Raw genomic sequence first — 25,821 nt, 5'->3', positions numbered from 1 at the left:
TGCCCGGCGGCGGCGAGAGGGTAGCGTGCGTAGCGCGCCCCCGCGACGGTGGTTCTCGGCCGCGCGCCTGACGGCCATCCCGCAGAATGGATGGTGTAGGTGCGCCCGAGTGCGATCGGGCGCGGACGTCGACGCGGCCCTCCCCCGGTGTCTCAACTGCCCGGGAGATGCCCCCAGCCGCTCCGTCCGCCCCTCCGACGAGGGATGGCGCACCCGTGAGACGGCGTAGGAGAGAAGCGATACCTGTGAGCGCGACAACGCGAAGCCGCACCCCCGACCGCCTGTGCGCCGAGGCGGTCGATCTCGCCAGGGCCGCCGCCGAGGAGGCCGCCGCGCCCGGCGTCGTCGGGGAGCACTCCGGGCTCGTCTCCGAAGGGGACCGCGTCGTCACGCACTTCTTCGAGTGCAAGGAGCCCGGCTATCGCGGCTGGCGCTGGGCGGTGACCGTCGCGCGGGCCTCGCGGGCGAAGCTCGTGACTCTCGACGAAACGGTGCTGCTGCCCGGGCCCGACGCGTTGCTCGCGCCCGAGTGGGTGCCGTGGAGCGAGCGGCTTCGGCCCGGGGACATGGGGCCGGGGGATCTGCTCCCCACGGACGCGGAGGATCTCCGGCTCGAGCCCGGGTTCACCGGCGAGGACGAGCCCGCGCCGAACTCGCCCGTCTCCGAGGAGATGGCCGAGCTCGTCGAGGCGGAGGATCTCGAGGTGACGGCCGGGGCGCCGGCGACGCTGCCCGTCGTGCCGAGGCGTGGTTCTATCGCGGCCGTCGCGGAGGAACTGGGGCTGCGGCGGGCTCGGGTGCTGTCCCGGTACGGCCTCCATACCGCGGCCGATCGCTGGGAGGACACGCACGGTCCCAAGACCGCGATGGCTCAGGCGGCGCCGGCCTCGTGTGTGAGCTGCGGTTTCCTGTATCCGATCGGGGGGTCGCTGGGGCAGGCCTTCGGGGTCTGCGGCAACGAGTTCTCGCCGGCGGACGGGCGGGTGGTCTCGCTGGCGTACGGCTGCGGGGGGCACTCGGAGGCGGCGGTCATGCCGGCGCCTCCGCGACCGGCCCCACCGGTCATCGACGAGACCCGCGTCGACCCGTTCCCCCTCCGCCCATCCCCGGACTCGGGCTCTGTCCCACCGGCCCCGGACGAGTCGTCGGCGGAACTGGGCCACTCCTGAACCACCGGGTTCCGTTGACGGTTCCTTTTCCCCAGCCCCGCCCCTTCCCGAAACTGGGGGCTGCGCCCCCAGGCCCCCCTGCCTCCGGCGGGGTGGGTGGGCGCCTTCGGCGGGTGGGTGGGTTTGTTGGGTGGGTGGGGTGCCTACCGGGGGTGAGGGTGACAGTCGTGTCGCGGCTGCGGGTGCGTTGTGGCTGGTCGCGCAGTTCCCCGCGCCCCTAAAAGCAAAAGCCTGCGACTGCCCGCACCCCCATGGCCCCGATGCCGCCCGCGGCGGCCAGGGGACGGGGCGGGGGTGTGCGCCCGCAGCGGCCGGCGCGCCAACACCGGCACCCTCTACCAGCCAACAGCAACGCGCGCCGGTCCGAGGACGGACACCCCCGACGCGGCCCCGCACCCACCACCCACCCAAGGGGCGCGAGGAACGGCGCGAGCAACCACCACAGCGCCGCACCCGCCAACGAACCCAACCGCCCAACCGCCGGAGGCAACCCGCGAGCAACCACGACGCACCCGCAGACGCCCAACCGCCGGAGGCAACCGGTACCTTCGGTGCCGCGACCTAAGCCGCACCCCCGAAGAAGGAGACAGAACCGTGACCAAGTTCGTGCGGCCGGCGGCCGAGGGCGCGGACCCGTTCGGGACGGGGCGGCTGCGACGCGGGGTGCTGGACGCCTGGGCCGCCAGCCCGGCCCGGTTCCGCGAGGACGCCAACGCCGAGGAGGACCTGGCCCTCGGCGGCTACCGCGACCGCCTCGTCGTAGAGCTGGCGCAGAACGCCGCCGACGCCGCGGCCCGCGCCGGCGTACCGGGCCGCCTGCGGCTCACCCTCCGCGGCGGCGTCCTCGTCGCCGCCAACACCGGCGCCCCCCTCGACGCGGCCGGCGTCGAGTCGCTGTCCACCCTCCGGGCCTCCGCCAAGCGCGAGGACCACGAAGGCACCGTCGGCCGCTACGGCGTCGGCTTCGCCGCCGTGCTCGCGGTGACCGACGAGCCCGCCATCGTCGGCCGGCACGGCGGTGCCCGCTGGTCCCTCGCCGAGGCCCGCGAACTCGCCACGGACACCGCCCGCCACAGCCCAGGCCTGGGTGACGAGATCCGCCGCCGCGACGGCCATGTGCCCCTGCTGAGGCTGCCGTTCGCGGCGGAGGGCACGGCCCCGGACCCATACGACACCGTCGTGATCCTCCCGCTGCGCGACCCTGCCGCCCAGGACCTCACCGAGCGCCTCCTCGACGCGATCGACGACGCCCTGCTCCTCGCCCTGTCAGGCCTGGAGGAGGTCATCGTGGAGACCGGCGAGGGAGGCGAAGGCGAAGAGGGCGTACGCACGCTGCAGCGGCACAGCGAAGGCGGCATCGTCACGATCGAGGACTCGCGGAACGGTACGACGCGCTGGCGCACCGTCTCCGCGTACGGCCTCCTGGAGGCGGCCCTGCTCGCCGACCGCCCCGTCGAGGAGCGGCTGCGCCCGCAGTGGTCCGTCACCTGGGCGGTGCCCGTCGACGCGGACGGCTCCCCGGCCCGCCCCCGTACCAGCCCCGTCGTCCACGCGCCCACACCGAGCGACGAGGCCCTCGGCGTACCCGCCCTGCTCATCGCCTCGTTCCCCCTCGACACGACCCGCCGCCATGCCGCCCCCGGCCCGCTGACCGATTTCCTGGTGCAGTGGGCGGCGGACGCGTATGCCGAACTGCTTGCCGACTGGCGGCCGGTCTCGGCCGGGATCATCGACCTGGTGCCGGGCCCGCTCGGCAAGGGCGCGCTGGACGGCGCGCTGCGTCAGGCGATCCTGGACCGGCTGCCGCGTACCGCCTTCCTGCCCCCGGCCGTCACGCCACGTGCCGAGGACACCGACCTGCCCGAAGCCCTCCGCCCCCGAGACGCCGAGGTCGTGGAAGGGGCCGGCGTCGAGACCGTACGGGTCCTGGCCGAGGTGCTGCCCAGCCTCCTCCCCGCCGGGCTCGAACGCCGGGTGGAGCTGCGCACGCTGGGCGTCGCACGCGTACCGCTGACCGAGGCGATCGACCGGCTCGCGGGTCTGGAGAAGGAGCCCGGCTGGTGGCGGCGGCTGTATGACAGCCTCGCCGGCGTCGACCCGGACCGGCTCTCGGGCCTGCCCGTGCCGCTCGCCGACGGACGTACGACGATCGGCCCCCGCCACATCCTCCTGCCCCTCCCCGACGGCCCGACCCCCCACGACACCTGGGCCGCCACCTCGGAGATCCTCGCCCGCCTCGGCCTCAAGGTCGCCCACCAGGACGCCGCCCACCCTCTCCTGGAGAAGCTCGGCGCCCTGCCCGCCACGCCCCGCGCCATCCTCACCACCCCGCAGGTACGCGCGGCCGTCGCCGCCTCCCTCGACGACGACGCCGGCTGGGACGAGGACGCCCCCGACGCCGAGGAACTCGCCGACACCGTCCTCGCCCTGGTACGCGACGCAGCCCTGGAACCCGGCGACGAACCCTGGCTCGGCGCCCTCGCCCTCCCCGACGACGAGGGAGAACTGGCCCCCGCCGGCGAACTCGTCCTCCCCGGCAGCCCCTTCGCCCAGGTCATGCGCGAGGACGAACTCGCCTCCGTGGACGCCGAGTTGGCCGACCGCTGGGGCGAGCAGCCACTGGCCGCCTGCGGCGTACTGGCCAACTTCACCCTCGTACGCGCCACGGATGTCGTCCTCGACCCGGACGAACTGGAACCCCGAGAGGGCGACTACACGGAACCCGACGACGTAGGCGTACTCGACGCCGTCGACGTCTGGTGCGAGGACGCACTCGACCGCCTCCCCGACACCCCCGTACCCCCGGTCGCCACGGAGATCACCGCCGTACGAGACCTGGACCTGGTGGACGACGACCGCTGGCCCCAGGCCCTCGCCCTGCTCTCCCGCCCACCCCTGCGCGACGCCCTCACGCAGCCGGTACGCGTCCTGCTCCCGGACGGCACCCACGAGATCGTCCGCCCCTACACGGCCTGGTGGCTACGCGGCCACCCGGTCCTGGACGGCCGCCGCCCGGCAGGCCTGCGAGCCGCAGGCGGGGACCCCCTCCTCCACGGCCTCTACGACGAAGCCGACGCGACGGGCTTCGAGGACGAGCAGGTCCTACGGGCCCTAGGCGTACGCACCTCCGTAGCCGCCCTCCTGGCCGAACCCGGCGGAGCAGCCGAACTCCTGGACCGCCTGGCCGACCCGGACCGCGAGGTCTCGTCCCCCCAACTGCACGCGCTGTACGGCGCGTTGGCAGACCTGGACCCGGAGCAGGTAACGCTCCCGGACGACCTCCGGGCGGTACGGGACGGCGAGATCGTGGTAGTGGACGCATCCGAAGCGGTGGTGGTGGACTCCCCAGACCTACTCCCGTTCACAATGGGGGTCCCGCTCCTCCCCGTACGCCCATCCCAAGCCGCCGACCTGGCCGAACTGTTCCAGGTCCGCCGCCTGAGCGAGTCGGTAACGGGCGAGGTGACGTCCGAGGGCGTAGAACGCGAGGTCCCGGACTCTGTCCGCGTCCTACTGGGCCACTCGACCCCCGAGACATACGTAGAACACGAGGAACTATTCGTAGACGGCACCGAACTCGACTGGCGCCGCACACGAGACGGCGTCCTGCACGCCGCGACGTTGGAGGGCGTAGCGGCAGGCCTGGCCTGGGCAGCAGGCCAATGGCCCCGCCGCTTCGAGGTAGCAGCACTACTGGAGGACCCGTCCAGGACGGAGGAGCTGGCGAGGGACCGCTGGTTCGACTGAAGGGCCCCGACAGGGGCGCGGGGAACTGCGCGACCAGCCACGACGCACCCGCAGCCGCGACATGACTGTCCCCCCGCCCCGGTAGGCACCCCACCCGCCGGAGGCAGGGGGCCTGGGGGCGCAGCACCCAGTTCCGGGAAGGGGCGGGACTGGGGAGAGAAACCCCCTACGCGGGGAACCGCCGATCCACCCACCGCCACAACCCCTCCAGCGTCCCCGCCGCAACCACCGCAACCCCCACAGCAGTCCACGGCATAGTCGCCCCCACCAACTTCAAAGCGAAAAACTCCTGCAGCCACGGCACAACAAGCACCACCACAAACCCAAGCCCCATAGCGGCGACCAGCCCCACCCGCCACCACGTATACGGCCGGGCAATGATCGCCAGCACCCACATGGAGATCAGAAACAGCGTCAACGTCGCCGCACTGGTCTCCGCGGCCAAGGACCCCGGCCCGCTGTAGTACTCCCGCGCCACCAGATACGTAGCAAAGGTGGCGACGGCAGCAACCGCACCCCCCGGAATCGCATACCGCATAACGCGCCGCACAAAGTGCGGCCGAGCCCGCTCCTTGTTGGGCGCCAGCGCGAGGAAGAAGGCCGGCACCCCGATCGTCAGTGTCGACAACAAGGTCAGATGCCGCGGCAGGAAGGGATACTCGACCTGCGAGATCACCACCATGATCGCCAGCAGCACGGAGTACACCGTCTTGACGAGGAACAACGTCGCGACCCGGGTGATGTTCCCGATCACCCGCCGCCCCTCCGCGACCACCGAAGGCAGCGTCGCGAAACTGTTGTTGAGCAGCACGATCTGCGCCACGGCCCGCGTGGCCTCCGAACCGGACCCCATCGAGACGCCGATGTCGGCGTCCTTGAGGGCGAGGACGTCGTTCACGCCGTCGCCGGTCATCGCGACGGTGTGCCCGCGCGACTGGAGCGCGCCCACCATGTCCCGCTTCTGCTGCGGGGTGACCCGCCCGAAGACGGTGCCCGAGTCCAGCGCCTCGGCCATCTCGTCCTGCTCGGCGGGCAGCCGGCGCGCGTCCACGACGTTGCCCGAGAGCCCGAGCTTTCCGGCGACCGCGCCTACGGACACCGCGTTGTCGCCGGAGATGACCTTGGCCTGTACGTTCTGCTCATCGAAGTACCGCAGCGTGTCCGCGGCGTCAGGCCGCAGCCGCTGCTCCAGAACCACCAGGGCGGTGGGGACAGCCCCCTCGGCGACCGCCACATCGTCCAGCTCGCGCGCGGCCCGGGCCAGCAGCAGCACCCGTAGCCCCTCCTCGTTGAGCCGCTCGGTCTCGGTGAGCGCCGGGTCCCCGTCGGGGAGCAGTACGTCGGGCGCCCCGAGCAGCCACGTACTCGAGTCGCCGTCGCTCTCGCTGAAGGACGCCCCGCTGTATTTGCGCGCGGAGGAGAACGGCAGCGACTGAAGGCAGCGCCAGCCCGAGCCGTTCGGGTAGGTGTCGATGATCGCCTGCAGGGACGCGTTCGGCCGCGGGTCCGAGTCGCCGAGCGCGCCGAGGACGGTGCGTACGTACGTCTCGTTCTGGCCGTCCAGCGCACGCAGCTCGCGCACGTCCATGCCGCCCTCGGTCAGCGTGCCCGTCTTGTCGAGGCAGACGGTGTCGACGCGGGCGAGGCCCTCGATGGCGGGGAGTTCCTGTACGAGGCACTGCTTGCGGCCGAGCCGGATGACGCCGATCGCGAAGGCCACCGACGTCAGCAGCACAAGACCTTCGGGGACCATCGGGACGATGCCGCCGACGGTCCGCGCGACCGAGTCCTTGAAGTCGTTGTCCTTGACGACGAGCTGGCTGATGATGAGGCCGATCGCGGTCGGGACCATCATCCACGTCACGTACTTGAGGATCGTGGAGATACCGGAACGCAGCTCGGAGTGGACCAGCGTGAACCGGCTCGCCTCCTCGGCGAGCTGCGCCGCGTACGCCTCGCGCCCCACCTTCGTGGCGGTGAACGCACCGCCGCCCGCCACCACGAAGCTGCCCGACATGACCTGGTCGCCCGGCTGCTTGACGACCGGATCCGCCTCACCGGTGAGCAGCGACTCGTCGATCTCCAGGCTGTCGGTCTCGACGCACTCGCCGTCCACCACGATCTTGTCGCCCGGCCCGATCTCGATCAGGTCCCCGAGCACGATCTCGGAGGTGCCGATCTCGGCGGCGGCCCCGTCCCTGCGTACGGTCGGCCGCGCTTCGCCGATCACCGCGAGCGAGTCCAGGGTCTTCTTCGCGCGCCACTCCTGGATGATGCCGATGCCCGTGTTCGCCAGGATCACAAAGCCGAACAGGCTGTCCTGGATCGGCGCCACGGCCAGCATGATCACCCAGAGGACGCCGATGATCGCGTTGAAGCGGGTGAAGACGTTCGCGCGGATGATGTCGACCGTGGAGCGGCTGCTGCGCACCGGTACGTCGTTGACCTCGCCCCGGGCCACCCGCTCGGCGACTTCGGCGGTGGTCAGGCCTCGCGCCCGGGTGGGGGGAGCCGCCACAGGGTGCACCGGATCGAGCTCGGCGCCCGCGTCGATATGCGTCATGGGGAAGACGGTACGGGGGGATTTGAGGCCTCACACGCCACGGGTGGCAAAGATCCGACCATGGGAGGACGGGAACGGGCGGAAATGGTGCCGCAGTTGTACGGGGCGTACGGGGGCTGCGGGGCGTCCCCGGGCACGGGGACCGTCCCGGTACACCCCCGTAAGCTGTTCCCATGGCGAAGTGGACACCCAGGCACGAGGCACCGGAACCCCTTGAAGGGCCCGTTGTCGCCACCGTCACGGGTGGCACGATCCTCTGGTTCCTCCTCTTCCTGGCGCAGCTCCCGTTCTACGGCTGGTTCGACGACCACGGGTATCTGTGGTGGCTGTGGACCTGCCTGGCCGGCGGGGGACTCGGGTTCATCGGCATCTGGTACGTACGCAGGTGGGAGGCGGCGCTCAAGCGAGCCGCGGCCGAGGCAGAGGCCGAGGTGGATGCCGGGGCGGATGCCCGTACGGAAGCCGACGCCGACGCGGTCACCGATGCCGATGCGAGCGCCGATGCGGGCGGCGACTCCACCACCGCCACGACGCAGGACCGTCACGTCACCCCGTAAAACCGCTCCGTCTCCTCGACCGCGGTCTGGAACCGCTCGTCGAAGTCATCCCGGACGAGCATCTGGACGACATAGTCCTGGACGCTCATTCCCCGTTTCGCCGCACGGTCCCGGAGCCGGTCGAGAAGCTCCTTGTCCATCCGCAGACTGAGCACGCTGGTCCCCATGGGTACGAGGGTTGCCGCCGTCGGCCGTACCGCGCGTCATTTTTGGGCCCGAGCTCACTCATATGGGTGATGGCAGGGTTCGGTGGCCGGGGTCACGGGCAGAGGTCGACGTTCCGGGTGGTATTTAGCGAGAGTAATGAGTTACCCTAAACAACATGCCTGACCTGACCCATGGCGACGACGCTGCCGCCGTGAACTCTCTGCGATCCGCCGTGATGCGCCTGTCGCGCCGACTCAAGCACCAGCGGGTCGACGAGTCGCTGAGCCCGACCGAGATGTCGGTACTCGGCACCCTCGCCCGCTGCGGTTCCGCCACACCGGGCGAGCTCGCCCGCAAGGAACATGTGCAGCCGCCCTCGATGACCCGCATCGTCGCCCTGCTCGAAGCCAAGGGCCTGGTCAGGCTGGAGCCGCATCCCGAGGACCGGCGCCAGAAGGTCGTCACGCAGACCGAGCGGGCCGAGGCGATGCTCGAGGAGAGCCGCCGCAAGCGGAACGTGTGGCTGGCCGGACTGGTCGACGGCCTCGACGAGGACGAGTGGGCCAAGCTCCGCGAGGCGGCGCCCGTCCTGGAGAAGCTGGCGCACATGTAGTCGTACACAGCCGTACGTCACATAGCCGTACGTCGTCCTTGTAGCCCTTTGCCAAAGGAGGCGAACCCTGTTGAGTACGGGACCCGGAGCACCCTCCGCCCCCGGACCGAACACCCCCGATTCCCCCACCGCCACCACCACGACGACGACCCAGCCGGCCAAGTCGTCGACCTTCAGTTCTCTCCGCATCCGGAACTACCGGCTCTTCGCCAGCGGAGCCATCGTCTCCAACACCGGTACCTGGATGTCCCGTATCACCCAGGACTGGCTGGTGCTGAGCCTGACCGGCTCCTCGGCCGCGGTCGGCATCACGACCGCGCTGCAGTTCCTGCCGATGCTGCTCTTCGGCCTGTATGGCGGTGTCATCGCCGACCGCTACCCCAAGCGCCGCATGCTGTTCTTCACTCAGGGCGCGCTGGGCCTGTGCGGTCTCGCACTCGCCGCGCTCACGCTCAGCGGCCAGGTGCAGGTCTGGCACGTATACCTGATCGCGTTCCTGCTCGGCATGGTCACCGTCGTCGACAACCCGACCCGGCAGACCTTCGTCTCCGAGATGGTCGGCCCCGACCAGGTACGCAACGCCGTCAGCCTCAACTCGGCCAACTTCCACTCCGCCCGCCTCATCGGCCCCGCCGTCGCGGGCGTCCTGATCTCGACGGTCGGCAGCGGCTGGGCCTTCCTGATCAACGGTCTCGCCTTCCTCGCCCCCATCACCGGCCTGCTCCTGATGCGGACGAGCGAGCTGCACAAGGTGGAGCGGGTGCCGCGCGGCAAGGGCCAGCTGCGCGAGGGCCTGCACTACGTCGCCTCCCGGCCCGAACTGATCTGGCCGATCGTGCTCATCGGTTTCGTCGGCACCTTCGGCTTCAACTTCCCCATCTGGCTCACCGCGTTCGCCGACGAGGTCTACCACGCGGGCGCCGGCACGTACGGCTTCCTCAACACCCTGATGGCGGTCGGCTCGGTCGCCGGAGCCCTGCTCACCGCCCGCCGCGGCTCGGTGCGACTGCGGCTCCTGGTGGGCGCGGCCGTGCTGTTCGGCGCACTGGAGATCGCGGCGGCGTTCTCCCCTTCGTACTGGCTCTTCGCCCTCCTCATGATCCCCACCGGCATGGCGGCCCTCACGGTCAACACCACCGCCAACGCCAGCGTCCAGATGGCCACCGACCCGGCCATGCGCGGCCGCGTCATGAGCCTGTTCATGATGGTCTTCGTAGGCGGTACGCCCCTGGGGGCGCCCATAGTCGGCTGGATCACCGACACCTTCGGCGCCCGAATCGGCTTCGCGTTCGGCGGCCTGATCTCCCTGCTGGCGGCGGCAACGGTGGGCGTGATCCTCGCCCGCGTCGGCGGCCTGCGGCTGTCGGTGGGCTGGCACCACGGCCATCCGCGGGTGCGGTTCGTGCCTCGGGAGGGGGCGCGGGAGCGGGACCGGGAACTGACCGCGGTGACGTGATGGCGCGGGTGAAGACGTCCGGTGGCAGGGTGAGGGAATGAGACTCTTCGCCGCCGTGCTGCCGCCGGAGGATGTGATCGACGAACTCGCCCCGGTTGTCGATGAGTTGGGGAAGCTGCCGGGTGCCGGGGGGCTGCGCTGGACGGGGCGGCCCGGCTGGCACTTCACGCTGGCGTTCTATGGAGAGGTCGACGACGAGGTCGTGCCGGAGTTGTCGGCGCGGCTGGAGCGGGCGGCGCGGCGGACGGAACCGTTCGGGCTGGAGCTGCGGGGCGGGGGTCACTTCGGGCGCCGGGCGCTGTGGATCGGCGCGAGTGGCGACGTCCGTACGATGCGGCTGCTGGCCGAGCGTTCGGAGGCGGCGGCGCGTAAGGCGGGCGTCCCGATGGAGGAGCACCGCAGTTACCGTCCACATCTCACGGTCGCCCGGAGCCGGGGCCCGGCGGACTTCGCGCCGTACACAGCTCTGCTGGACGGCTTCGCCGGGCGGCCGTGGACCGTGTCCGAGCTCTGCCTGATCCGCAGCAATCTCCCCAGGTCGGGCGTACCCGGCGAACGCCCCCGCTACGAGACCCTCGCCCGCTGGGCCCTCGGCTCGGGCACGTGAGGCCCTCCGGTTAGGCTCGACCACGTGGACCCGAAGACACGTAACCGGATCATGGCCGGCGTACTGGTGCTGATGTTCGTGGTGGTGGCACTGGCGTCGGCGCTGAGCAGCGGCCAGTAGCGGCCTTGGCGAAGTCCGCTACGGTTCGGCAGCGCCCCTTTAGGGGCGCGGGGAACTGCGCGACCAGCCACGACGGACCCGCAGATGGTCCATCGGACTCCGGCGCAGCGCTACGCGCGGCCAGCGGTGCCGCGCGGCAGCCGCCGAAGCGGCGACCGCGCGGGCGAGCAGGACCTAGCGAGCCGGCGAGGCCGCGAAGTTGTGCCGGTGGTAGCCGTCGCCGTCGTCGTTCCAGTCCAGGTACAGCGTGCTGTCCGCGTAACCCTTGGCGGAACCCATGCGGTAGCTGATCGTGCCGGTGCCGTAGCTGTTGTTGTAGTTGCCGTTGCTGTCGCTGTCCTCCAGCTTGGCCTGGATGCCGTGGCCGTTCTTGGCCTTCTTCACCGGGTCCGAACCGGACTGCTGCTTCTTGATCACGAGGCGCAGGTAGGCCCCGTCGAAGATGTCGGCGTCGACGCCGCCGGCCGGACCGTCCCAGCTGACCGAGGCCTTGGCGTAGACCGTCGAGCCGGAGCGGGCGGCGCAGGTCTTGACCTTGACGTCCCACTGGTCGGCCCACGGACCGTCGTAGTTGGCCTGGTCGATGCTCCTGCTGCTGGTGTTGCACTTCCAGGACAGCGCCGAGGCCGCCGGGGCCGCCGTCACGGCGGCGCCGGTGAGGGCGGTGGTCAGGGCCAGGGCGGTGAGTGCCGAGCCCCGGCGGGCGGAGCGGCGGCTGTGGGGGGATGCGATGCGCTTGGGCACGTAATTCCTCAGTCTGTTGTTGTCGGAGCGCTCCGGAGCGCCGCGACCGGCGACGATGGGGGTGGATCACGCGCTTCCAGGAGCGGCGATCATGGTACGGGGTCGGTTGATCTTCGGCCACGGCGGGCCTGCACAGGTCTGCCGAGTGACGATCACGCGTGCACAATCGCCCAGGCCCGCCGAGGAGTCGATGCACAGGCGGCGGACGCCGGGGCGCAGTGATGCACAGTCGGGCGGGACGCCCTTGCTTTGAGCGGACTCCAAGGCGTTGGCTGTTGCCTCATGAAGTACACGCAGCTCGGACGTACCGGACTCAAGGTCAGCCGACTCGTCCTCGGCACCATGAACTTCGGCCCGCAGACCGACGAACCCGACAGCCACGCCATCATGGACGCCGCACTCGACGCGGGTCTGAACTTCTTCGACACGGCCAATGTCTACGGCTGGGGCGAGAACAAGGGCCGTACGGAAACGATCATCGGGAACTGGTTCGCGAAGGGCGGTGACCGCCGCGACAAGGTGGTCCTGGCCACCAAGGTCTACGGCAACATGGCCGCGGACGGCGCCAGCCCCTGGCCCAACCACGACAAGCTCTCCGCGCTCAACATCCGGCGCGCGGTGGACGCTTCGCTCAAGCGGCTGCAGACCGACTACATCGACCTCTACCAGTTCCATCACATCGACCGCCGCACTCCCTTCGAGGAGATCTGGCAGGCGATCGACACCCTCATCCAGCAGGGGAAGATCCTGTACGTCGGGTCCTCCAACTTCCCCGGCTACAAGATCGCCCAGGCCAACGAGATCGCCGCCCGCCGCCACGGCACGATCGGGCTCGTCAGCGAGCAGTGCCTCTACAACCTCGCCGAGCGGCGGGCCGAGATGGAGGTCATCCCTGCCGCGCAGGAGTACGGGCTGGGGGTCATCCCCTGGTCTCCGCTGCACGGTGGCCTGCTCGGCGGCGTCATCAAGAAGGAGGTCGAGGGAGGCCGACGGGCGAGCGGGCGGGCTGCCGACGCCCTTGCCAACACCGCGATGCGGGCGCAGATCCAGGCGTACGAGGATCTGCTCGACAAGCACGGCGTTGAGCCGGGCGAGGCGGGGCTCGCCTGGCTCCTCACCCGGCCGGGAGTGACGGGGCCGATCGTCGGTCCGCGCACCGCTGAGCAGCTTGAGTCCGCGTTGCGGGCCGTCGAGTTGGAGCTCAGCGAGGAGCTGCTGGCTGGGCTGGAGGAGATCTTCCCTGGGCCTGGGCCTTCTCCGGAGGCGTTCGCTTGGTGACGGGGTAGGTCGAGGGGCTGGGGGGAGCGGTGGTCACTTCTCCCCAGCCCCGCCCCTTCCCGAAACTGGGGGCTGCGCCCCCAGGCCCCCTGCCTCCGGCGGGTGAGTGGGGCGCCTACCGCGGGTGGGTGGGGTGCCTATTGGGGTGGTGGGTGACAGTCGTGTCGCGGCTGCGGGCTCGTTGTGGCTTGTCGCGCAGTTCCCCGCGCCCCTATCGGGGCGCCCCCAGCGCGCGCCTGCACCAGTTGGGCGGGCCTTCGCGCGGGGCGCCGATCTTGACACTAACTGATGGTTAGTGCTTTCCTTCGGCACGTGTGAGCTTGAACTTTCAATACTTAGAGGCGCTGAAGGTCATGCTTACCGCTTTCCTCCCCACAGGACCGGAGATCAGCACCCCATGACCACCACCGCACCCGCCCGCCGTACCCTCGCCACCGCGCTCATGGCCGCCGCAGCTCTCACCGCTGTGGCCGTCGTGCCCGCCGCTGCGGCTCCTGCTTCGGTCGCCCCCGCGCACCAGGTCGGCTATGGCGACTCCGCCCGCCTCGGCTACCAGAAGTCCGTCGCCGTCAAGGTGCTCAAGGGCGTGTTCGAGCGAGGCGATACGTCGGTCGTCGACCGTTTCGTACGGCCCGACTACATCCAGCACAACCCGCTCGCCCCCGACGGCTCCGAAGCCCTCAAGAACCTCGGCACTGCCCTCAGCCAGCAGTTCCCGGACGCCGAGTACGACGTCAAACGGGTCATCTCCGACGGCGACCTCGTGCTCGTGCACTCCAACGTCGTCCTGACGCCGGGTACGCGCGGCAGCGCCGTCTTCGACATCTTCCGCTTCCAGGGCGGGAAGATCGCCGAACACTGGGACACGGCGCAGGAGGTGCCGGCGACCACGGTGAACGGCAACGACATGTTCTCCACGGAGAGTTGGCCCCGTACGAACAAGCCGGGCCCGCGCTGGCTCACCGCGTACAACAAGAAGCTGGTCACGGCGTACGTCGACCAGCTCCTGGTCAAGAAGGACCTGTCCGCCGTCGACAAGTACGTGGGTTCTGAATACCACCAGCACAACCCGAACATCGCCGACGGTGTGACGGGCGTGAAGGAGGGCCTTGGCGCGTACTTCGACGCGTTCCCGCAGCTGAAGGTGTCCCCGAAGCGGGTTGTCGCCGAGGGCGACCTGGTGGCGGTCCACAGTCACTACGTGAACGCACCGGGGGAGCGGGGCCAGGCGATCATCGACCTGTTCCGCGTGCGACACGGAAAGATCGTCGAGCACTGGGACGTGATCCAGGACGTACCGGAGAACTCCGCCAACGACAACACGATGTTCTGATCCCGAGCGGTACTGATCCCGAGGGCTAACCGAGCTCACTCGGGCTGGTCGCCGTCGCCAGCTCCTCGCGGACGCGGACGCGGCCGACGGCCAGTAGGCGGAGTAGGCGGGGTGCGGAATTGTGACACTTCGGGGGGCGAGTGTCACAATTTTCCGTGATCGGCACCCGGTCGTGGGCGGGTGGACGTATCGGCACCACTCGGAAGCGATCAAGTCGGGTGCGGGCCGGCGGGGCGGAGCTGTGGCCGCCCGCAACGTCCGCCCAGCAGCGTGATCGGGTCACGCTTGTCCCCGCGCCCGGTGCCGCTTTGCGTACGACCAGGTCACCGCGGTCATCAGGGCCGGGATGGCGAACAGCGGGGCGAAAACGAACCCCCAGACGGTCTGTGCCGTACCGCTCGACATGTACGTCTGGCTCTCGACGGCGAAAGCGACCACGAGTTGCCACAGTGCCACCACAACCAGGACGCCCGAGGCGGTCCAGGCGAGCGGGGCGAGGACCCTGGGGTGCAGCGGCCTCCACCGGTCGCTGACGAGCAGCAGCGGAAACAGAGCGGCCAGCTCAGTGAGGACCGAGAGGCCGACGACGTATGCGATGCCCCAGCCTGGGATGTCGAAGACATCGCGCAGCACTTGGTCGCTGTAGCCCACATAGACACCGCATGCCATTGCGATGCGCCACAGCCCGGACGGGACGGCGCACAGAGCGATGGCGTGGGCGGCGCGGCGAGCCCAGACAGGCGCAGGTGCGGAGGCAGAGAGAGGGGCGGTCGCTGTCGTCATGACGTACATGCTGGCCCTGGACACGGCGGCCACGCTTCGTCCGCTACGGCGGACCCTGTCCGCCCCGCGGATGAGGGTGCACCCGCTGAGGGGAGACCTGAGGAGGGCTCAATCGCCGTACAGGCTGGGTCCAAAAGGATGAGGTCGAGGAGAGTGGGCTCTGACCGGACGCCGAGGATCGCAGCCCTCACACCGCGTACGGTTCCCCCAAGTCCCAGGCCTGGTACATCGCTTCGGCGAACGCGGCCGCGATCTTGTGCTCGCCCGAGGCGTTCGGGTGGGTGCCGTCGTGGGTGTCGCGGCTGAGGTCGTACGACTCCGGGGGCGAGGCCAGCAGTAGTGGGGACGACGGTTCGTCGAGGTCCGCGACCGCCTTTGCCAGCAGCTCGTTGAAGCGGGCTACCTCGGTGGCGAAGGCGGTGTCCGTGTCCGCCCTCACGTTCGGGATCACGGGGAGGAAGACCATCGCCACGCGGGGGTTGGCCGAACGGGCCTCGGACACAAACAGTCGTACATTCGCCGCCGTGCCGTCCGCGTCCGTGTAGAAGCCCAGGTCGATCAGGCCCAGCGAGATCAGCAGGACGTCCGCGCGCTCAGTGCGTACCGCATCGGCGATCAGAGGGGTCATGTGGAGCCAGCCCTCGCCCCAGCCCGCCAGGTGGGAGCGAGGGAAGTCGGGGTCGGCGTACTCGTACGAGTCGGCCGTGTCCGTCGCCTTGTCGAAGAGCGTCTCGCGGGGGCCGACGATGCGGAACGGGCCGCCGTACGTCGCGCGCAAGTGCTGCCACATCCGGTAACGCCACGTGTGTTCGCCCGCGCTGCCGATGGTCTGGGAGTCGCCTACGGGCATGAACCTGAGCATCCGCTCATCATCCCTGACCACGGCGCGAGATCCCTCCCAGATCCCTGATCACGGCGCGATCAGGACTGTGAAGCTGAACACCGTGCGGGAACGCCGTGCGGGGATGGCACGCTTGGGGCATGCGCCGTTCGCTGTCGTTACTCGCCTCAGCCCTGCTCGTCCTCGCGCTCGGCGCGCCCGCCGCCGCCGTCGCCGCCGACGGCGACGACGGTTCGGAGGGGTTCACGATCAAGGACCCGGGGATCACCGAGTCCAGCGGCCTCGCCGCCTCCCGCCAGCACAAGGGCATCTACTGGACCCACAACGACCAGGACAAGGGCGCCTACCTCTACGCCGTCGACAGCAAAACCGGCGACACCGTCGCGACGATCACCATGACCGGCGTCGGCACCCCGCGCGACATCGAGGCCATCTCCATCGGCCCGAACAACGAGATCTACGTCGGCGACATCGGCGACAACGACGGCGTGGAGTGGTCCTTCGTGTGGGTCTACCGGCTGCCCGAGCCCAAGCAGCTCAAGGACCAGACGGTCCAGGCCACGCAGTACGTGGTGAAGTACTCCGACGGCCCCCGCGACGCCGAGTCGCTCGTCGTGCACCCCAAGACCGGTCGCGTCTACATCATCGACAAGCAGGAGGACGGCGGGCACCTGTACGACGGTCCGGCCCAGCTCTCCTCCTCCGGCACGAACGTCTTCAAGCCCGTCGCCCCCATCGACCTGTGGACCACCGACGCCGCCTTCTCCCCGGACGGCCAACAGCTCGCCGTACGCGGCTACTTCGGCGGCATCGCGTACGAGTGGAACAACGGGAAGCCGAAGCGCCAGGGCCGACTGAGCGTGCCGCTCCAGGGCCAGGGCGAGTCGGTGACGTACACCCCGGACGGCTCCACGCTGCTGTACGGAACCGAGGGGGAGCAGAGTTCCGTCGAGGCCGGCAGCGTCCCCGGAGCGGACGGCAAGTCCCCCTCGGGGGACGGGAGTTCATCCGCCGACGGGAACGGCGACGGCGATGGTGACGGGTCGAACGACAACCTTACGAGGGCAGCCGTCGCTCTCGGTGTCGGGCTTGTCGTCCTCTACGGACTCAAGAGGCTGTTCAGGCGCAGGTCTTGAGAGGCCTTGGCGAAGCCCGGTGCAGTACGCGCTCCTAAGGAGGCCGCAGGCCTCTTAGGGGCGCGGGGCTGTGACATTGGCGGCTCCGCCGCGGGGCGCGACCAGCCACAACGGACCCGCAGCCGCAAAACCCCGCAACCCCCCGAGCTCTCCGAACTGCCCAACCGGCGGAGCCGTCACGCTCCGCCACGACGGGCAACGAGCGCTTCCAGCCCATCCAGGATCCGCTGGAGCCCGAACTCAAAGTGGTCGAAGTCGTAGCCGAAGGCGTCCTCGCTGAGTGAGGCGAGGACGGGGTACCGGCCGCTGGTCATGGCCTTCTCCAGGACGGGGGCCTGCGCCTCCCAGAACTCCGAATCTGTAAGGCCCGACTTCCGCTCCGCCTCCTTCTGGTACAGCTGCGTACGGGCAGCCCCGATGACATACCCGTCGATCATGATGATCGCCGAGATCAACTCGGGGTCGGTCAACCCCATGGGCTTGATACGGGCGAGCACCATCTCCATGCCGTCGAGAGCGCCCGGCCCGAGCACCGGACGCGTCTGGTTCACCTGCAGCAGCCAGGGATGGCGCCGGTAGAGGGCAAGGGTCTCGCGCCCCAGGGCCTCCAGAGCGGCGCGCCAGCCCTCGCCGAGCGCGCCCTCGTCCCCGGTCGGCCGCTGCACGCGGTCCAGCATCAGATCGAGCAGCTCGCCCTTGCCGGGGACGTACCGGTACAGCGACATCGTGCCGGTGCCGAGTTCCTTGGAGAGCCGGCGCATCGAGACGGCCTCCAGGCCCTCCGAGTCCGCGATCTGGATGGCCGCTTCCACGATCCGTTCGAGCGTCAGAGCCGGCTTGGGGCCGCGACTGGGGCGCTTACCCGTGTTCCACAACAGTTCGAGGGTGACGGAGATGTCTCCGCTGCCGCTGGTCTCCGGACCCGACGTGCTCGTCATGCGCCTCAGGATAATCCCTGGACCGGAAACTGGGTACGGTGTACTCTCAAATGAGTACGGCGTACTCAGTTTATGGCTGAAGCGGGATCTCAGGACTCACGGGAGGGGTGCACATGAGCGGTTACGCGGTCCGGGCCGAAGGGCTCGAGAAGAGGTACGGGGAGAAGCGCGCACTGGACGGCTTCGACCTGGCGGTGCGGGAGGGAACCGTCCACGGCCTGCTCGGTCCGAACGGCGCGGGCAAGACCACCGCCGTCCGCATCCTGTCGACACTCATCAAGCTCGACGGCGGCCAGGCGCAGGTGGCCGGCCTGGACGTGGCACGGCAGCCGCGGGAGGTACGGGCCCGGATCGGCCTCACCGGCCAGTACGCGGCGGTGGACGAGGTGCTGACGGGGCGGCAGAACCTGGAGATGTTCGGCCGGCTCTTCCACCTGGGCGGACGCAGGGCACGCCTGCGGGCCGGTGAGCTGCTGGAACAGTTCGACCTGGTGGACGCGGCCGACAAGGGAGTCGGCAAGTACAGCGGGGGCATGCGCCGCCGCCTGGACCTCGCCGCCTCGATGATCCTCACCCCGGCCGTGCTGTTCCTCGACGAACCGACCACCGGGCTCGACCCTCGTGGCCGAGGTGAAGTCTGGGAATCCGTACGGGCATTGGTGGCAGGCGGCACGACCGTCCTGCTGACCACCCAGTACCTGGACGAGGCCGACAAGCTCGCCTCGCACATCACCGTGATCGACCAGGGCCGCGCCATCGCCGACGACACCCCGGACGGGCTGAAGAACACGGTCGGCGGCGACCGCCTCGAGGTCGTCCTCGCCGACCGCGCCGACATCCCCCGCACCGTGAAGGTCCTCGCCAAGGTCTCCGACGCCGAACCGGAGACGAACGAGACCGAGCTGAAGGTGCACGCCCCGGTGACCGACCGCGTACTCGCCCTCACCGAGGTCGCGCGCACGCTCCAGGACGAGGGCGTCCCGGTCGAGGACATAGGCCTACGCAGGCCAAGCCTCGACGACGTCTTCCTGAGCCTGACGGGCCACCGTACAGACGCTTCGGAGAACCCCCGGGACCCGCAGAACCCCAAGGACGCCAAGGACGCCAAGGACGCGAAGGAAGGGATGGCGGCATGAGCGCGCTCGACCTGACGACCGGACAGAGCACCAGCCACAGCCGCGCCTACTGGGCCCTCGCCGACTGCTGGACCATCGTGCGCCGCGGCCTCACCCACTACCAGCGCCAACCCGTCAACATCGCCTGGGGGTTGGGGTTCCCCATCCTCTCCGTCCTCCTCTACGGATATGTCTTCGGCAGCGCGATGAAGGTGCCCGGCGGCGGGGACTACAAGGACTTCCTGATGCCGGGCATGTTCGTGATGACGATGGCCTTCGGCTTCATCAACACCGCGACGCTCGTCGTGTACGACGCCACCAACGGCGTCATCGACCGCTTCCGCTCCATGCCCATGGCCCCGTCCGCGGTCGTCGCCGGCCGCAGTGTCACCGACCTGATCGTGGCCTGCGCGGAGCTGACGATCCTGAACCTCACCGCGATCGCCATGGGCTGGCGCCCGGCAGGCGGCTTCGACTTCCTCCTCGCCTTCGGCCTCCTGCTGTGGCTGCGCCTCTCCCTGATCTGGCTCGGCGTATGGCTCGGCCTCATGGTCCCCAACCCGGAGGCGGCGGGCGGCCTGTTCGCGGTCGCCTTCCCCCTGACCATGATCTCCAGCATCTTCGTAGCCCCCCAGCTGATGCCGGACTGGCTGGGCTTCGTAGCGGCCTGGAACCCGATCTCCTCAACGGCCATGGCCACCCGAGAACTCTTCGGCACCCCGGTAGGCAGCGGGGACTCCTGGGTCGAACAGCACGCGCTGCTGATGTCGGGTCTATGGCCGGTGATCCTGACGGCGATCTTCCTACCGCTGGCGGTACGGCGCTTCCAGAAGCTCAGCAGGTGATTTAGGCGGTACGGAAATGAGGGCGCCCGGCACGGGAAAGTGCCGGGCGCTTCGCTTGCGAGCGCCAGTACGTGGCGAGCTCCCTCGACCGGGATCTCCGGAACCTCCGCCGCAGCTCGGTTGATCCACCAGACTTGCTTCTGTTTCCCAACGGAGAAGAGGCGGCAAGCATGGCGAACAGCGCACTTCTGGTGATGGACGTCCAACGGGACATCGTGGCCATCGCCGACGACGGTTCCGGATATCTGCCGCGTTTACGCAGGGCGATTGACGGTGCTCGGGCTGCAGGCATCCCAGTGATCTACGTGGTGTTCGCGTTACGGCCGGGCGATCCAGAAGTCAGCCCTCGCAACAAGGTGATCACCAACGCCGTGCGGGCCGGCCTGTTCCGCGAGGGGGCCCCTGGCACCGAGATCCATGACGACGTCGCGCCCCAGGAGGGCGAGGTCGTGGTGACCAAGAGGCGGGGGAGCGCGTTCTCGGGCAGCGACCTCGACTTGGTACTCAGGGCTCGCGATATCGACAGCCTTGTTCTCACCGGCATCGCCACCAGCGCCGTAGTGCTGTCCACCCTGTGGCACGCCATCGACCTGGACTTCGGCCTCACCGTCCTGGCGGATGCCTGCCTCGACACCGACCCCGAGGTGCACACGATGCTCACCGAAAAGCTGTTCCCGCAGTGGGCAGATGTCCTCGCCGTCGAGGACTGGCTCAAAGCCATCGCACAGGCTCAGTAGGAGCGGCGAGCGTGAGCGACGGATCGCGGTAGCCGTACGACGCCCGAAGGAGCGGTCCGGTGACGGTCGATGAGTCGTGGGAGAAGATCGAGCGGTGGCTGGCGCGGTATGCGCCTGAAGACAAGCTGCCGGGGCCGGCCAGTCCGGACGACATCGCGAGGCTTTCCGATCAGATCGGCGTCCGGCTTCCGCCGGATGTCGAGCAGTCGTTGCTGCGGCACAACGGATCGGGTTTCGTCACGATCGTCCCGCCTGGCGTTGTCCTGTATGGCGTCGACGAGATCGCGCGCGAGATCGCGCGCTCCAAGGGTCGCTTCACCAAGGGTGAAGAGAGTGTGTACGTGCCCATCGGCAACATTGGCTCGTGGGAGGAGATCGTCGACACCAGGACGGGGCGGATCGGGAGCTACGACCCCGAGCAGGGGTGTTTCTGGGAGGACGATCCGCTCTGGGCGTCATTCTCAACTGTGCTGGCGTTCGTGGCAGATGTTCTGGACTCCCCGCCGCCGTGGATCGCGATGCTGCCGGGCGAGGAAGAGTGGGAGGCGACGTATCAGGATGCTGTCTTCCCGGGCACCCTCTCGTGGACCGAGGAACTCGACGGACCTGTCGTCTGGGACATGGACAGTCTTGCCCGCCAGTTCGGGCCCCTCGGCGGCAATAACGGCAACGGCAACGGCTCCTGACGCGCGGGCCCGGCTCACTCGAGCCGCACGACAAGGGCGCCCGGTGGTGGTCACCGGGCGCCCTTCAGGGTCGTACGTGCGTGGGTCGTACGGGCGTGGTCAGAGCCGCTCGATGACGTAGTCGATGCACTTCGTCAGGGCCTCGATGTCCGCCGGGTCGATCGCCGGGAACATCGCGACGCGGAGCTGGTTGCGGCCGAGTTTGCGGTACGGCTCGGTGTCGACGATGCCGTTGGCGCGGAGGGTCTTGGCCACGGCGGCGGCGTCGATCTCGTCCGAGAAGTCGATCGTGCCGATGACCTGGGAGCGCTTGGCGGGGTCGGTGACGAACGGGTTCGCGTACTTGAGGTCTTCGGCCCAGCCGTAGAGGGTGCGGGCGGAGGTGGCGGTGCGGCGGACCGACCAGTCGAGGCCGCCCTGGCCGTTGAGCCACTCCAACTGGTCGTTGAGGAGGAACAGGGTGGCGAGGGCCGGGGTGTTGTACGTCTGGTTCTTGCGGGAGTTGTCGATCGCCGTCGGGAGCGAGAAGAACTCCGGGACGTGGCGGCCGGACGCGTGGATGCGCTCGGCGCGCTCGATGGCGGCCGGGGAGAAGAAGCCGATCCACAGGCCGCCGTCGGCGGCGAAGGACTTCTGCGGGGCGAAGTAGTAGACGTCCGTTTCGGCGATGTCGACGGGGAGGCCGCCGGCGCCGCTCGTCGCGTCCACGAGGACGAGGGAGCCCTCGTCCTCGCCCGCGACCCGCTTGATCGGGGCGGCGACACCCGTCGAGGTCTCGTTGTGAGTGAACGCGTACACGTCCACGCCCGCCTCGGCCTGCGGGTCCGGGTGCGTGCCCGGGTCGCTCGCGATGACGGTCGGCTCGGCCAGCCACGGCGCGAGCTTCGCGGCCTTCGCGAACTTGGACGAGAACTCGCCGAAGCTCAGGTGCTGCGACTTGTTCTCGATCAGTCCGTGGGTCGCGATGTCCCAGAACGCGGTGGAGCCGCCGTTGCCGAGGATGACCTCGTACCCCTCGGGGAGGGAGAAGAGGTCGCGCACGCCTTCGCGGACCTTGCCGACCAGGTTCTTGACCGGGGCCTGGCGGTGGGACGTACCCATGAGAGACGTACCGGTGGCGGCCAGCGCGTCCAGCGCCTCCGTCCGCACCTTGGAGGGGCCCGAGCCGAATCGTCCGTCGGCGGGCTTGATGTCAGCGGGAATCTGGATCTCAGCCACGCTGGGAGCCTATCCGCTCCCGGAAACCTGGGCGAAACGTCGTCCGTCGGATGAGACGGCGAACCCCGGCGTCGGACGTCAGACGAACGCGCCGGGGTTCGACGACGGGCCTGTACAGGTCCAGACAGGACCGAACGGGTCCGTACGGGTCCAGGCTGGCCCGTACGGACCCAAACAGGGTCAGTACCGCGTGGGGAACAGCTGAAGCCTGGCCTTGCTGCCGGAGACCGACTTCACCCAGATCTTCAGGTTGTTGAACTGGACGACGCCGCCGGGGCTGGTGCTGCCGGTGAGTGCCCCGCCGGCGGCCGACATCCGTACGGACCGGGAGCTGATGGACGTGATCTTCAGCTTCCCGAACCCGAACTTGTTGCTGTTGACCTTGATGGTCTTGGGCGCCGACACGGTGCCCTGGCAACGCCCGTCGTAGCAGGGCCCGTTGGCGGCCGACGCGGACGGCGTCATCAGGCCGAAGCCCAGTGCGCCCGCCGTGGTCAGCGTCAGGGCAGTCTTCGCGGCTCGCCGGCTCATACGCGTACTCATCAGTGGACCTCCTGCTTTCAAGTGGGGGAATCCTCACGGCAGTTGTAAACCCCCGGCCCGGGGACCCCTCCCGAGGAGGCGCCCGACCGCCGACCCGGGCAACACCGCTCGACGCGCACTCGACGCCTCACGCCGACGGCGCCGTATGTATGAGATCGGCTGGACAGGGCATGCGGCCGCCCCGCCGGCAGCGGCTCCCACGCGGTGAGTCGGCCGCCCATCAACTGGCCGCATCACCGGTGCGGAAGATCTGGTCCAGGCGGTGGTCCAGGACGGCGATGGCGGACTCCGGGCTGCGCTGGCCGACGAGGATGCTGGTGCCGAGTCCCGCAGACATGGCAAGCAGGCCGGCTGCCTCCAGCTGTGCGTCCACACCGGGCTCGAGCAGAGCTGCCTCTTGCGCCTGCCGGAGGAGCTGGGTTACCGCGTCTTCTGCGGCATCCGGGTTCTTGATGAAGGGTTGGGCGGCGAGTGCCTGGTCGGTCACGGCCAGAATGGCGTACGAGGTGTAGACGAAGTGGAAGGTGCGGCTGTCCTCGTCGGTCGGCAGCGCCGCCATCAGCAGCGCCTCGACCATCGCGCGCGGACCAGGGCTGTCCCCGGCGGCCCGCATACGGGCGGAGGCCCGCTCCCCGAATCTCTCCGCCAGGTGCTCGAGCCCGAAGAGCAGCAGCTTCTCCTTGGTCTGGAAGTAGTACTGCACCAGCCGCAGTGATACGCCCGCCTCTGCTGCCACATCGCGCATCCCCACGGCATGCAGCCCGCGTCGCCCGGCGACGCGGACCAGTGCCTCGGCGATCTCGGTGCGCCGTTCTGCGTGGTCCACGCGCTTGGGCATCGGCCGTTTCTCCGCTCGTCGTTCCACTGTTGCGGCCCCAGTGGGACCTTGATGATACAGCCGTACCAACATTGTGGTACGTTCGTATCACGAAAATGAGATCCGGAGGTGACCGTGTCCGAGACTGCTGTCCGTGCCCGACCCGACATAGGCCGCTACGTGAGCGATGCCTGGCGCGACCGCTACTTCGCGGCCTGCGACGCGGTCTATGCACTGGGCGCACCCGCGCTCGCGGAAGAGGACGTGGAGACCTCCTTCGGCACCACGCACGTCTACCGCTACGGCCCCGCGGACGAGGCCGCTCGATCCCGCACCCCCGTCGTCCTGGTGCACGGAGCGGGCTCCTGCTCCGCCATGTGGTACCCGAACACCCCCGCTCTCAGCGCCGACCGCCCGGTCTACGCGATCGACACCCCGGGTGATCCCGGCCGCAGCGTGCAGCGCGAATCGATCCACCAGCCCGAGCGCGCCGCACAGTGGCTGGACGAGACCCTCGCCGGACTCGGCCTGGACCGCGTGCACCTCGTCGGCACCTCCTACGGCGGATGGCTCGCTCTGAACCAGGCGCACCGCAGGCCTGGTCGCCTCGCCTCGGTCACGCTGCTCGACCCCGGCGGCCTGGAGAAAGTGGGGCTGCGCTTCTTCGTCTGGATCTTCGCCGGCCTCTTCGCGACCTTCGCGCCCAAGGCACTGCGCCCGCGGCTGGCGGCCTGGCTGGAACAGCCGGTCCTCGTCATGCCGGAACTGCGCACGATGATCAGAACGGCCGTTCGCGCCTACCGCATACGCCGCCCGGCCCCGCTTCCCCTGTCCGAGGAGGAGCTGTCCACCATCCGGACTCCGCTCTATCTGGTGCTCGGCAAGCGAAGCCTCCTCGTGCACCCGCAGCGGCAGGCGGAGCGCGTGCCGCGTCTGGTCCCCGGCGCCCGAGCCGAGATCATCTCCAACACGGGCCACGGGCCACAGATCGACCACGCGGACGAGATCAACCGCAGGATGCTGAACTTCATGGCCTCCGTCGACTGACAACCGCCCACGCCGACGGGGCCAGGACCGTGCCGAGGGATGGCCCGGTCAGAGCCTGGGCCGGTAGCGCCCGGACTGCAGACCGTTCCACCAGGGGAGCCCTCCGTCATGCGAGTGGAGGCGCTTGAGGACGTCCTCTTGCCGGGCCTGAACCTCAAGGCGCGGCAACTCATGACCGCCCACGGCAACGTGGTGGTCGACGCGGCGGGATGCGGACCGCCGGGCAGGTGTCCGCAGTGCGAGCATCCTGCCATCCGGGTCCACAGCCGACATTGGCGTCAGGCAGCCGAGTTACCCGTCGGCGGGCGGGGGTTGATCGTCCGCCTGCACGTGCGTCGGTTCTTCTGCGATCAGATCCAGTGCCCACGCCGGACGTTCGTGGAACAGGTGGCGGGCCTGACCGAGCCACGCCGCCGTTCTTCACCGGCGGCACGGTCGGTGATGAGGGCGGTCGCGACGGAACTCGGTGGGCGCCCGGGCGAGCGACTGTGCGCGAAGCTGCGGCTTCACGGCCGACGGACTGCGCTGTTGGCGCAACCGCTAGCCCCGCCGGTGCCGGTCCGCGCGCCGCGGATACTGGACATCGACGAGTCGGATGGTGCACAGCTGGAAACCGCACGGAACGCCTGCCCGGAGATCGCCGCCGCCTGCGACCTCGCACGGGAGTTCACAGACATGGTCCGTCACCGTCAGGGCCACCTCGCGGACACCGCCGATATCCGCTTGCGCGCCTCGCCACGCGGGCCCAACGTCGTCGCCTGACACCCCGACGAAGGCGACG

The 25,821-nt window shown here is 69.6% G+C and carries 24 protein-coding genes; 15 read left to right on the top strand and 9 right to left on the bottom strand.

Annotated elements, in window-relative coordinates:
- The first annotated feature begins 245 nt into the window (after positions 1-245).
- Both ACQEVY_RS20315 and ACQEVY_RS20310 read left to right on the top strand, forming a co-directional pair.
- The gene (locus tag ACQEVY_RS20315) at positions 246-1,169 is read left to right on the top strand and encodes a DUF3027 domain-containing protein (protein WP_432950492.1); all 924 of its coding nucleotides are present in this window, start codon (positions 246-248) and stop codon (positions 1,167-1,169) included.
- Positions 1,170-1,763: 594 nt separating this feature from the next.
- Positions 1,764-4,916, top strand: a complete 3,153-nt coding sequence (locus tag ACQEVY_RS20310) for a sacsin N-terminal ATP-binding-like domain-containing protein (RefSeq protein WP_432950490.1) — start codon at positions 1,764-1,766, stop codon at positions 4,914-4,916.
- Between the two features lie 166 nt (positions 4,917-5,082).
- Here ACQEVY_RS20310 and ACQEVY_RS20305 read toward each other — a convergent pair whose 3' ends face one another.
- Complete coding sequence (locus ACQEVY_RS20305) at positions 5,083-7,479, bottom strand: HAD-IC family P-type ATPase (RefSeq protein WP_432950488.1); 2,397 nt, start codon at positions 7,477-7,479, stop codon at positions 5,083-5,085.
- Between the two features lie 173 nt (positions 7,480-7,652).
- On the opposite strand from ACQEVY_RS20305, the gene ACQEVY_RS20300 reads away from it, so the two are divergent.
- Positions 7,653-8,036, top strand: a complete 384-nt coding sequence (locus ACQEVY_RS20300; protein WP_432950486.1) for a DUF2530 domain-containing protein — start codon at positions 7,653-7,655, stop codon at positions 8,034-8,036.
- On the opposite strand, the gene ACQEVY_RS20295 is transcribed toward ACQEVY_RS20300, so the two are convergent.
- Complete coding sequence (locus ACQEVY_RS20295) at positions 8,021-8,203, bottom strand: ribbon-helix-helix protein, CopG family (protein ID WP_432950484.1); 183 nt, start codon at positions 8,201-8,203, stop codon at positions 8,021-8,023. The genes ACQEVY_RS20300 and ACQEVY_RS20295 overlap by 16 nt on opposite strands.
- 155 nt (positions 8,204-8,358) lie before the next feature.
- Between ACQEVY_RS20295 and ACQEVY_RS20290 the strand changes: the two genes are divergently transcribed.
- The 3 genes from ACQEVY_RS20290 to thpR all read left to right on the top strand — a co-directional run bounded on the left by ACQEVY_RS20290 (position 8,359) and on the right by thpR (position 10,859).
- On the top strand, positions 8,359-8,796 hold the full coding sequence (locus tag ACQEVY_RS20290) for a MarR family winged helix-turn-helix transcriptional regulator (RefSeq protein WP_432950482.1): 438 nt from the start codon (positions 8,359-8,361) through the stop codon (positions 8,794-8,796).
- Positions 8,797-8,866: 70 nt separating this feature from the next.
- Positions 8,867-10,252 carry an MFS transporter gene (locus ACQEVY_RS20285; protein WP_432950480.1) on the top strand — a complete coding sequence of 462 codons (1,386 nt, stop codon included), beginning with the start codon at positions 8,867-8,869 and terminating at the stop codon, positions 10,250-10,252.
- Positions 10,253-10,289: 37 nt separating this feature from the next.
- The gene (thpR, locus tag ACQEVY_RS20280) at positions 10,290-10,859 is read left to right on the top strand and encodes an RNA 2',3'-cyclic phosphodiesterase (protein ID WP_432950478.1); all 570 of its coding nucleotides are present in this window, start codon (positions 10,290-10,292) and stop codon (positions 10,857-10,859) included.
- Between the two features lie 294 nt (positions 10,860-11,153).
- Here the strand turns inward: thpR and ACQEVY_RS20275 are convergent, their stop codons facing one another.
- Entirely contained in the window at positions 11,154-11,723 is a 570-nt protein-coding gene (locus ACQEVY_RS20275; RefSeq protein WP_432950476.1) for a hypothetical protein, read from the bottom strand.
- A gap of 282 nt (positions 11,724-12,005) precedes the next feature.
- On the opposite strand from ACQEVY_RS20275, the gene ACQEVY_RS20270 reads away from it, so the two are divergent.
- Both ACQEVY_RS20270 and ACQEVY_RS20265 read left to right on the top strand, forming a co-directional pair.
- Positions 12,006-13,001: an aldo/keto reductase gene (locus ACQEVY_RS20270; protein ID WP_432950474.1), complete on the top strand. Its 996-nt coding sequence runs from the start codon at positions 12,006-12,008 to the stop codon at positions 12,999-13,001.
- A gap of 397 nt (positions 13,002-13,398) precedes the next feature.
- Positions 13,399-14,334, top strand: a complete 936-nt coding sequence (locus ACQEVY_RS20265) for a nuclear transport factor 2 family protein (protein WP_432950472.1) — start codon at positions 13,399-13,401, stop codon at positions 14,332-14,334.
- Between the two features lie 279 nt (positions 14,335-14,613).
- Here the strand turns inward: ACQEVY_RS20265 and ACQEVY_RS20260 are convergent, their stop codons facing one another.
- Positions 14,614-15,126, bottom strand: a complete 513-nt coding sequence (locus tag ACQEVY_RS20260; protein ID WP_432955314.1) for a hypothetical protein — start codon at positions 15,124-15,126, stop codon at positions 14,614-14,616.
- Between the two features lie 178 nt (positions 15,127-15,304).
- Complete coding sequence (locus ACQEVY_RS20255) at positions 15,305-15,979, bottom strand: SGNH/GDSL hydrolase family protein (RefSeq protein WP_432950470.1); 675 nt, start codon at positions 15,977-15,979, stop codon at positions 15,305-15,307.
- A gap of 119 nt (positions 15,980-16,098) precedes the next feature.
- On the opposite strand from ACQEVY_RS20255, the gene ACQEVY_RS20250 reads away from it, so the two are divergent.
- Positions 16,099-17,094 (top strand): WD40 repeat domain-containing protein, encoded by a 996-nt coding sequence (locus tag ACQEVY_RS20250; RefSeq protein ID WP_432950468.1) that lies wholly within the window; start codon positions 16,099-16,101, stop codon positions 17,092-17,094.
- 176 nt (positions 17,095-17,270) lie between these two features.
- Here ACQEVY_RS20250 and ACQEVY_RS20245 read toward each other — a convergent pair whose 3' ends face one another.
- Positions 17,271-18,032, bottom strand: coding sequence for a TetR/AcrR family transcriptional regulator (locus ACQEVY_RS20245; protein WP_432950466.1), 762 nt, complete (start codon positions 18,030-18,032; stop codon positions 17,271-17,273).
- Positions 18,033-18,145: 113 nt separating this feature from the next.
- Between ACQEVY_RS20245 and ACQEVY_RS20240 the strand changes: the two genes are divergently transcribed.
- From ACQEVY_RS20240 to ACQEVY_RS20225, 4 genes are all read left to right on the top strand, one after another.
- On the top strand, positions 18,146-19,168 hold the full coding sequence (locus ACQEVY_RS20240) for an ATP-binding cassette domain-containing protein (protein ID WP_432950464.1): 1,023 nt from the start codon (positions 18,146-18,148) through the stop codon (positions 19,166-19,168).
- Positions 19,165-19,992 carry an ABC transporter permease gene (locus ACQEVY_RS20235; protein WP_432950462.1) on the top strand — a complete coding sequence of 276 codons (828 nt, stop codon included), beginning with the start codon at positions 19,165-19,167 and terminating at the stop codon, positions 19,990-19,992. Before ACQEVY_RS20240 ends, ACQEVY_RS20235 begins: the two co-directional genes overlap by 4 nt.
- Positions 19,993-20,162: 170 nt before the next feature.
- On the top strand, positions 20,163-20,729 hold the full coding sequence (locus ACQEVY_RS20230) for a cysteine hydrolase family protein (protein WP_432950460.1): 567 nt from the start codon (positions 20,163-20,165) through the stop codon (positions 20,727-20,729).
- Positions 20,730-20,788: 59 nt separating this feature from the next.
- Complete coding sequence (locus ACQEVY_RS20225; RefSeq protein WP_432950458.1) at positions 20,789-21,415, top strand: SMI1/KNR4 family protein; 627 nt, start codon at positions 20,789-20,791, stop codon at positions 21,413-21,415.
- Between the two features lie 99 nt (positions 21,416-21,514).
- Here the strand turns inward: ACQEVY_RS20225 and serC are convergent, their stop codons facing one another.
- From serC to ACQEVY_RS20210, 3 genes are all read right to left on the bottom strand, one after another.
- Positions 21,515-22,633, bottom strand: a complete 1,119-nt coding sequence (serC, locus tag ACQEVY_RS20220) for a phosphoserine transaminase (protein ID WP_432950456.1) — start codon at positions 22,631-22,633, stop codon at positions 21,515-21,517.
- Positions 22,634-22,813: 180 nt separating this feature from the next.
- A complete protein-coding gene (locus ACQEVY_RS20215) occupies positions 22,814-23,176 on the bottom strand; it encodes a hypothetical protein (protein WP_432950454.1) in 363 nt (120 codons plus the stop codon).
- A 220-nt stretch (positions 23,177-23,396) separates the two neighbouring features.
- Positions 23,397-24,014, bottom strand: a complete 618-nt coding sequence (locus ACQEVY_RS20210) for a TetR/AcrR family transcriptional regulator (protein ID WP_432950452.1) — start codon at positions 24,012-24,014, stop codon at positions 23,397-23,399.
- Between the two features lie 114 nt (positions 24,015-24,128).
- Between ACQEVY_RS20210 and ACQEVY_RS20205 the strand changes: the two genes are divergently transcribed.
- On the top strand, positions 24,129-25,040 hold the full coding sequence (locus tag ACQEVY_RS20205) for an alpha/beta fold hydrolase (RefSeq protein ID WP_432950450.1): 912 nt from the start codon (positions 24,129-24,131) through the stop codon (positions 25,038-25,040).
- Between the two features lie 108 nt (positions 25,041-25,148).
- Positions 25,149-25,802 (top strand): transposase family protein, encoded by a 654-nt coding sequence (locus ACQEVY_RS20200; RefSeq protein WP_432950448.1) that lies wholly within the window; start codon positions 25,149-25,151, stop codon positions 25,800-25,802.
- The last annotated feature ends 19 nt before the right edge of the window (positions 25,803-25,821 follow it).

The organism is Streptomyces sp. CA-288835, assembly GCF_050936385.1.
GTDB lineage: Bacteria > Actinomycetota > Actinomycetes > Streptomycetales > Streptomycetaceae > Streptomyces.
The sequence above is the reverse complement of the archived record's forward strand: the minus strand, read 5'-3'. Positions and strand labels throughout refer to the sequence as shown.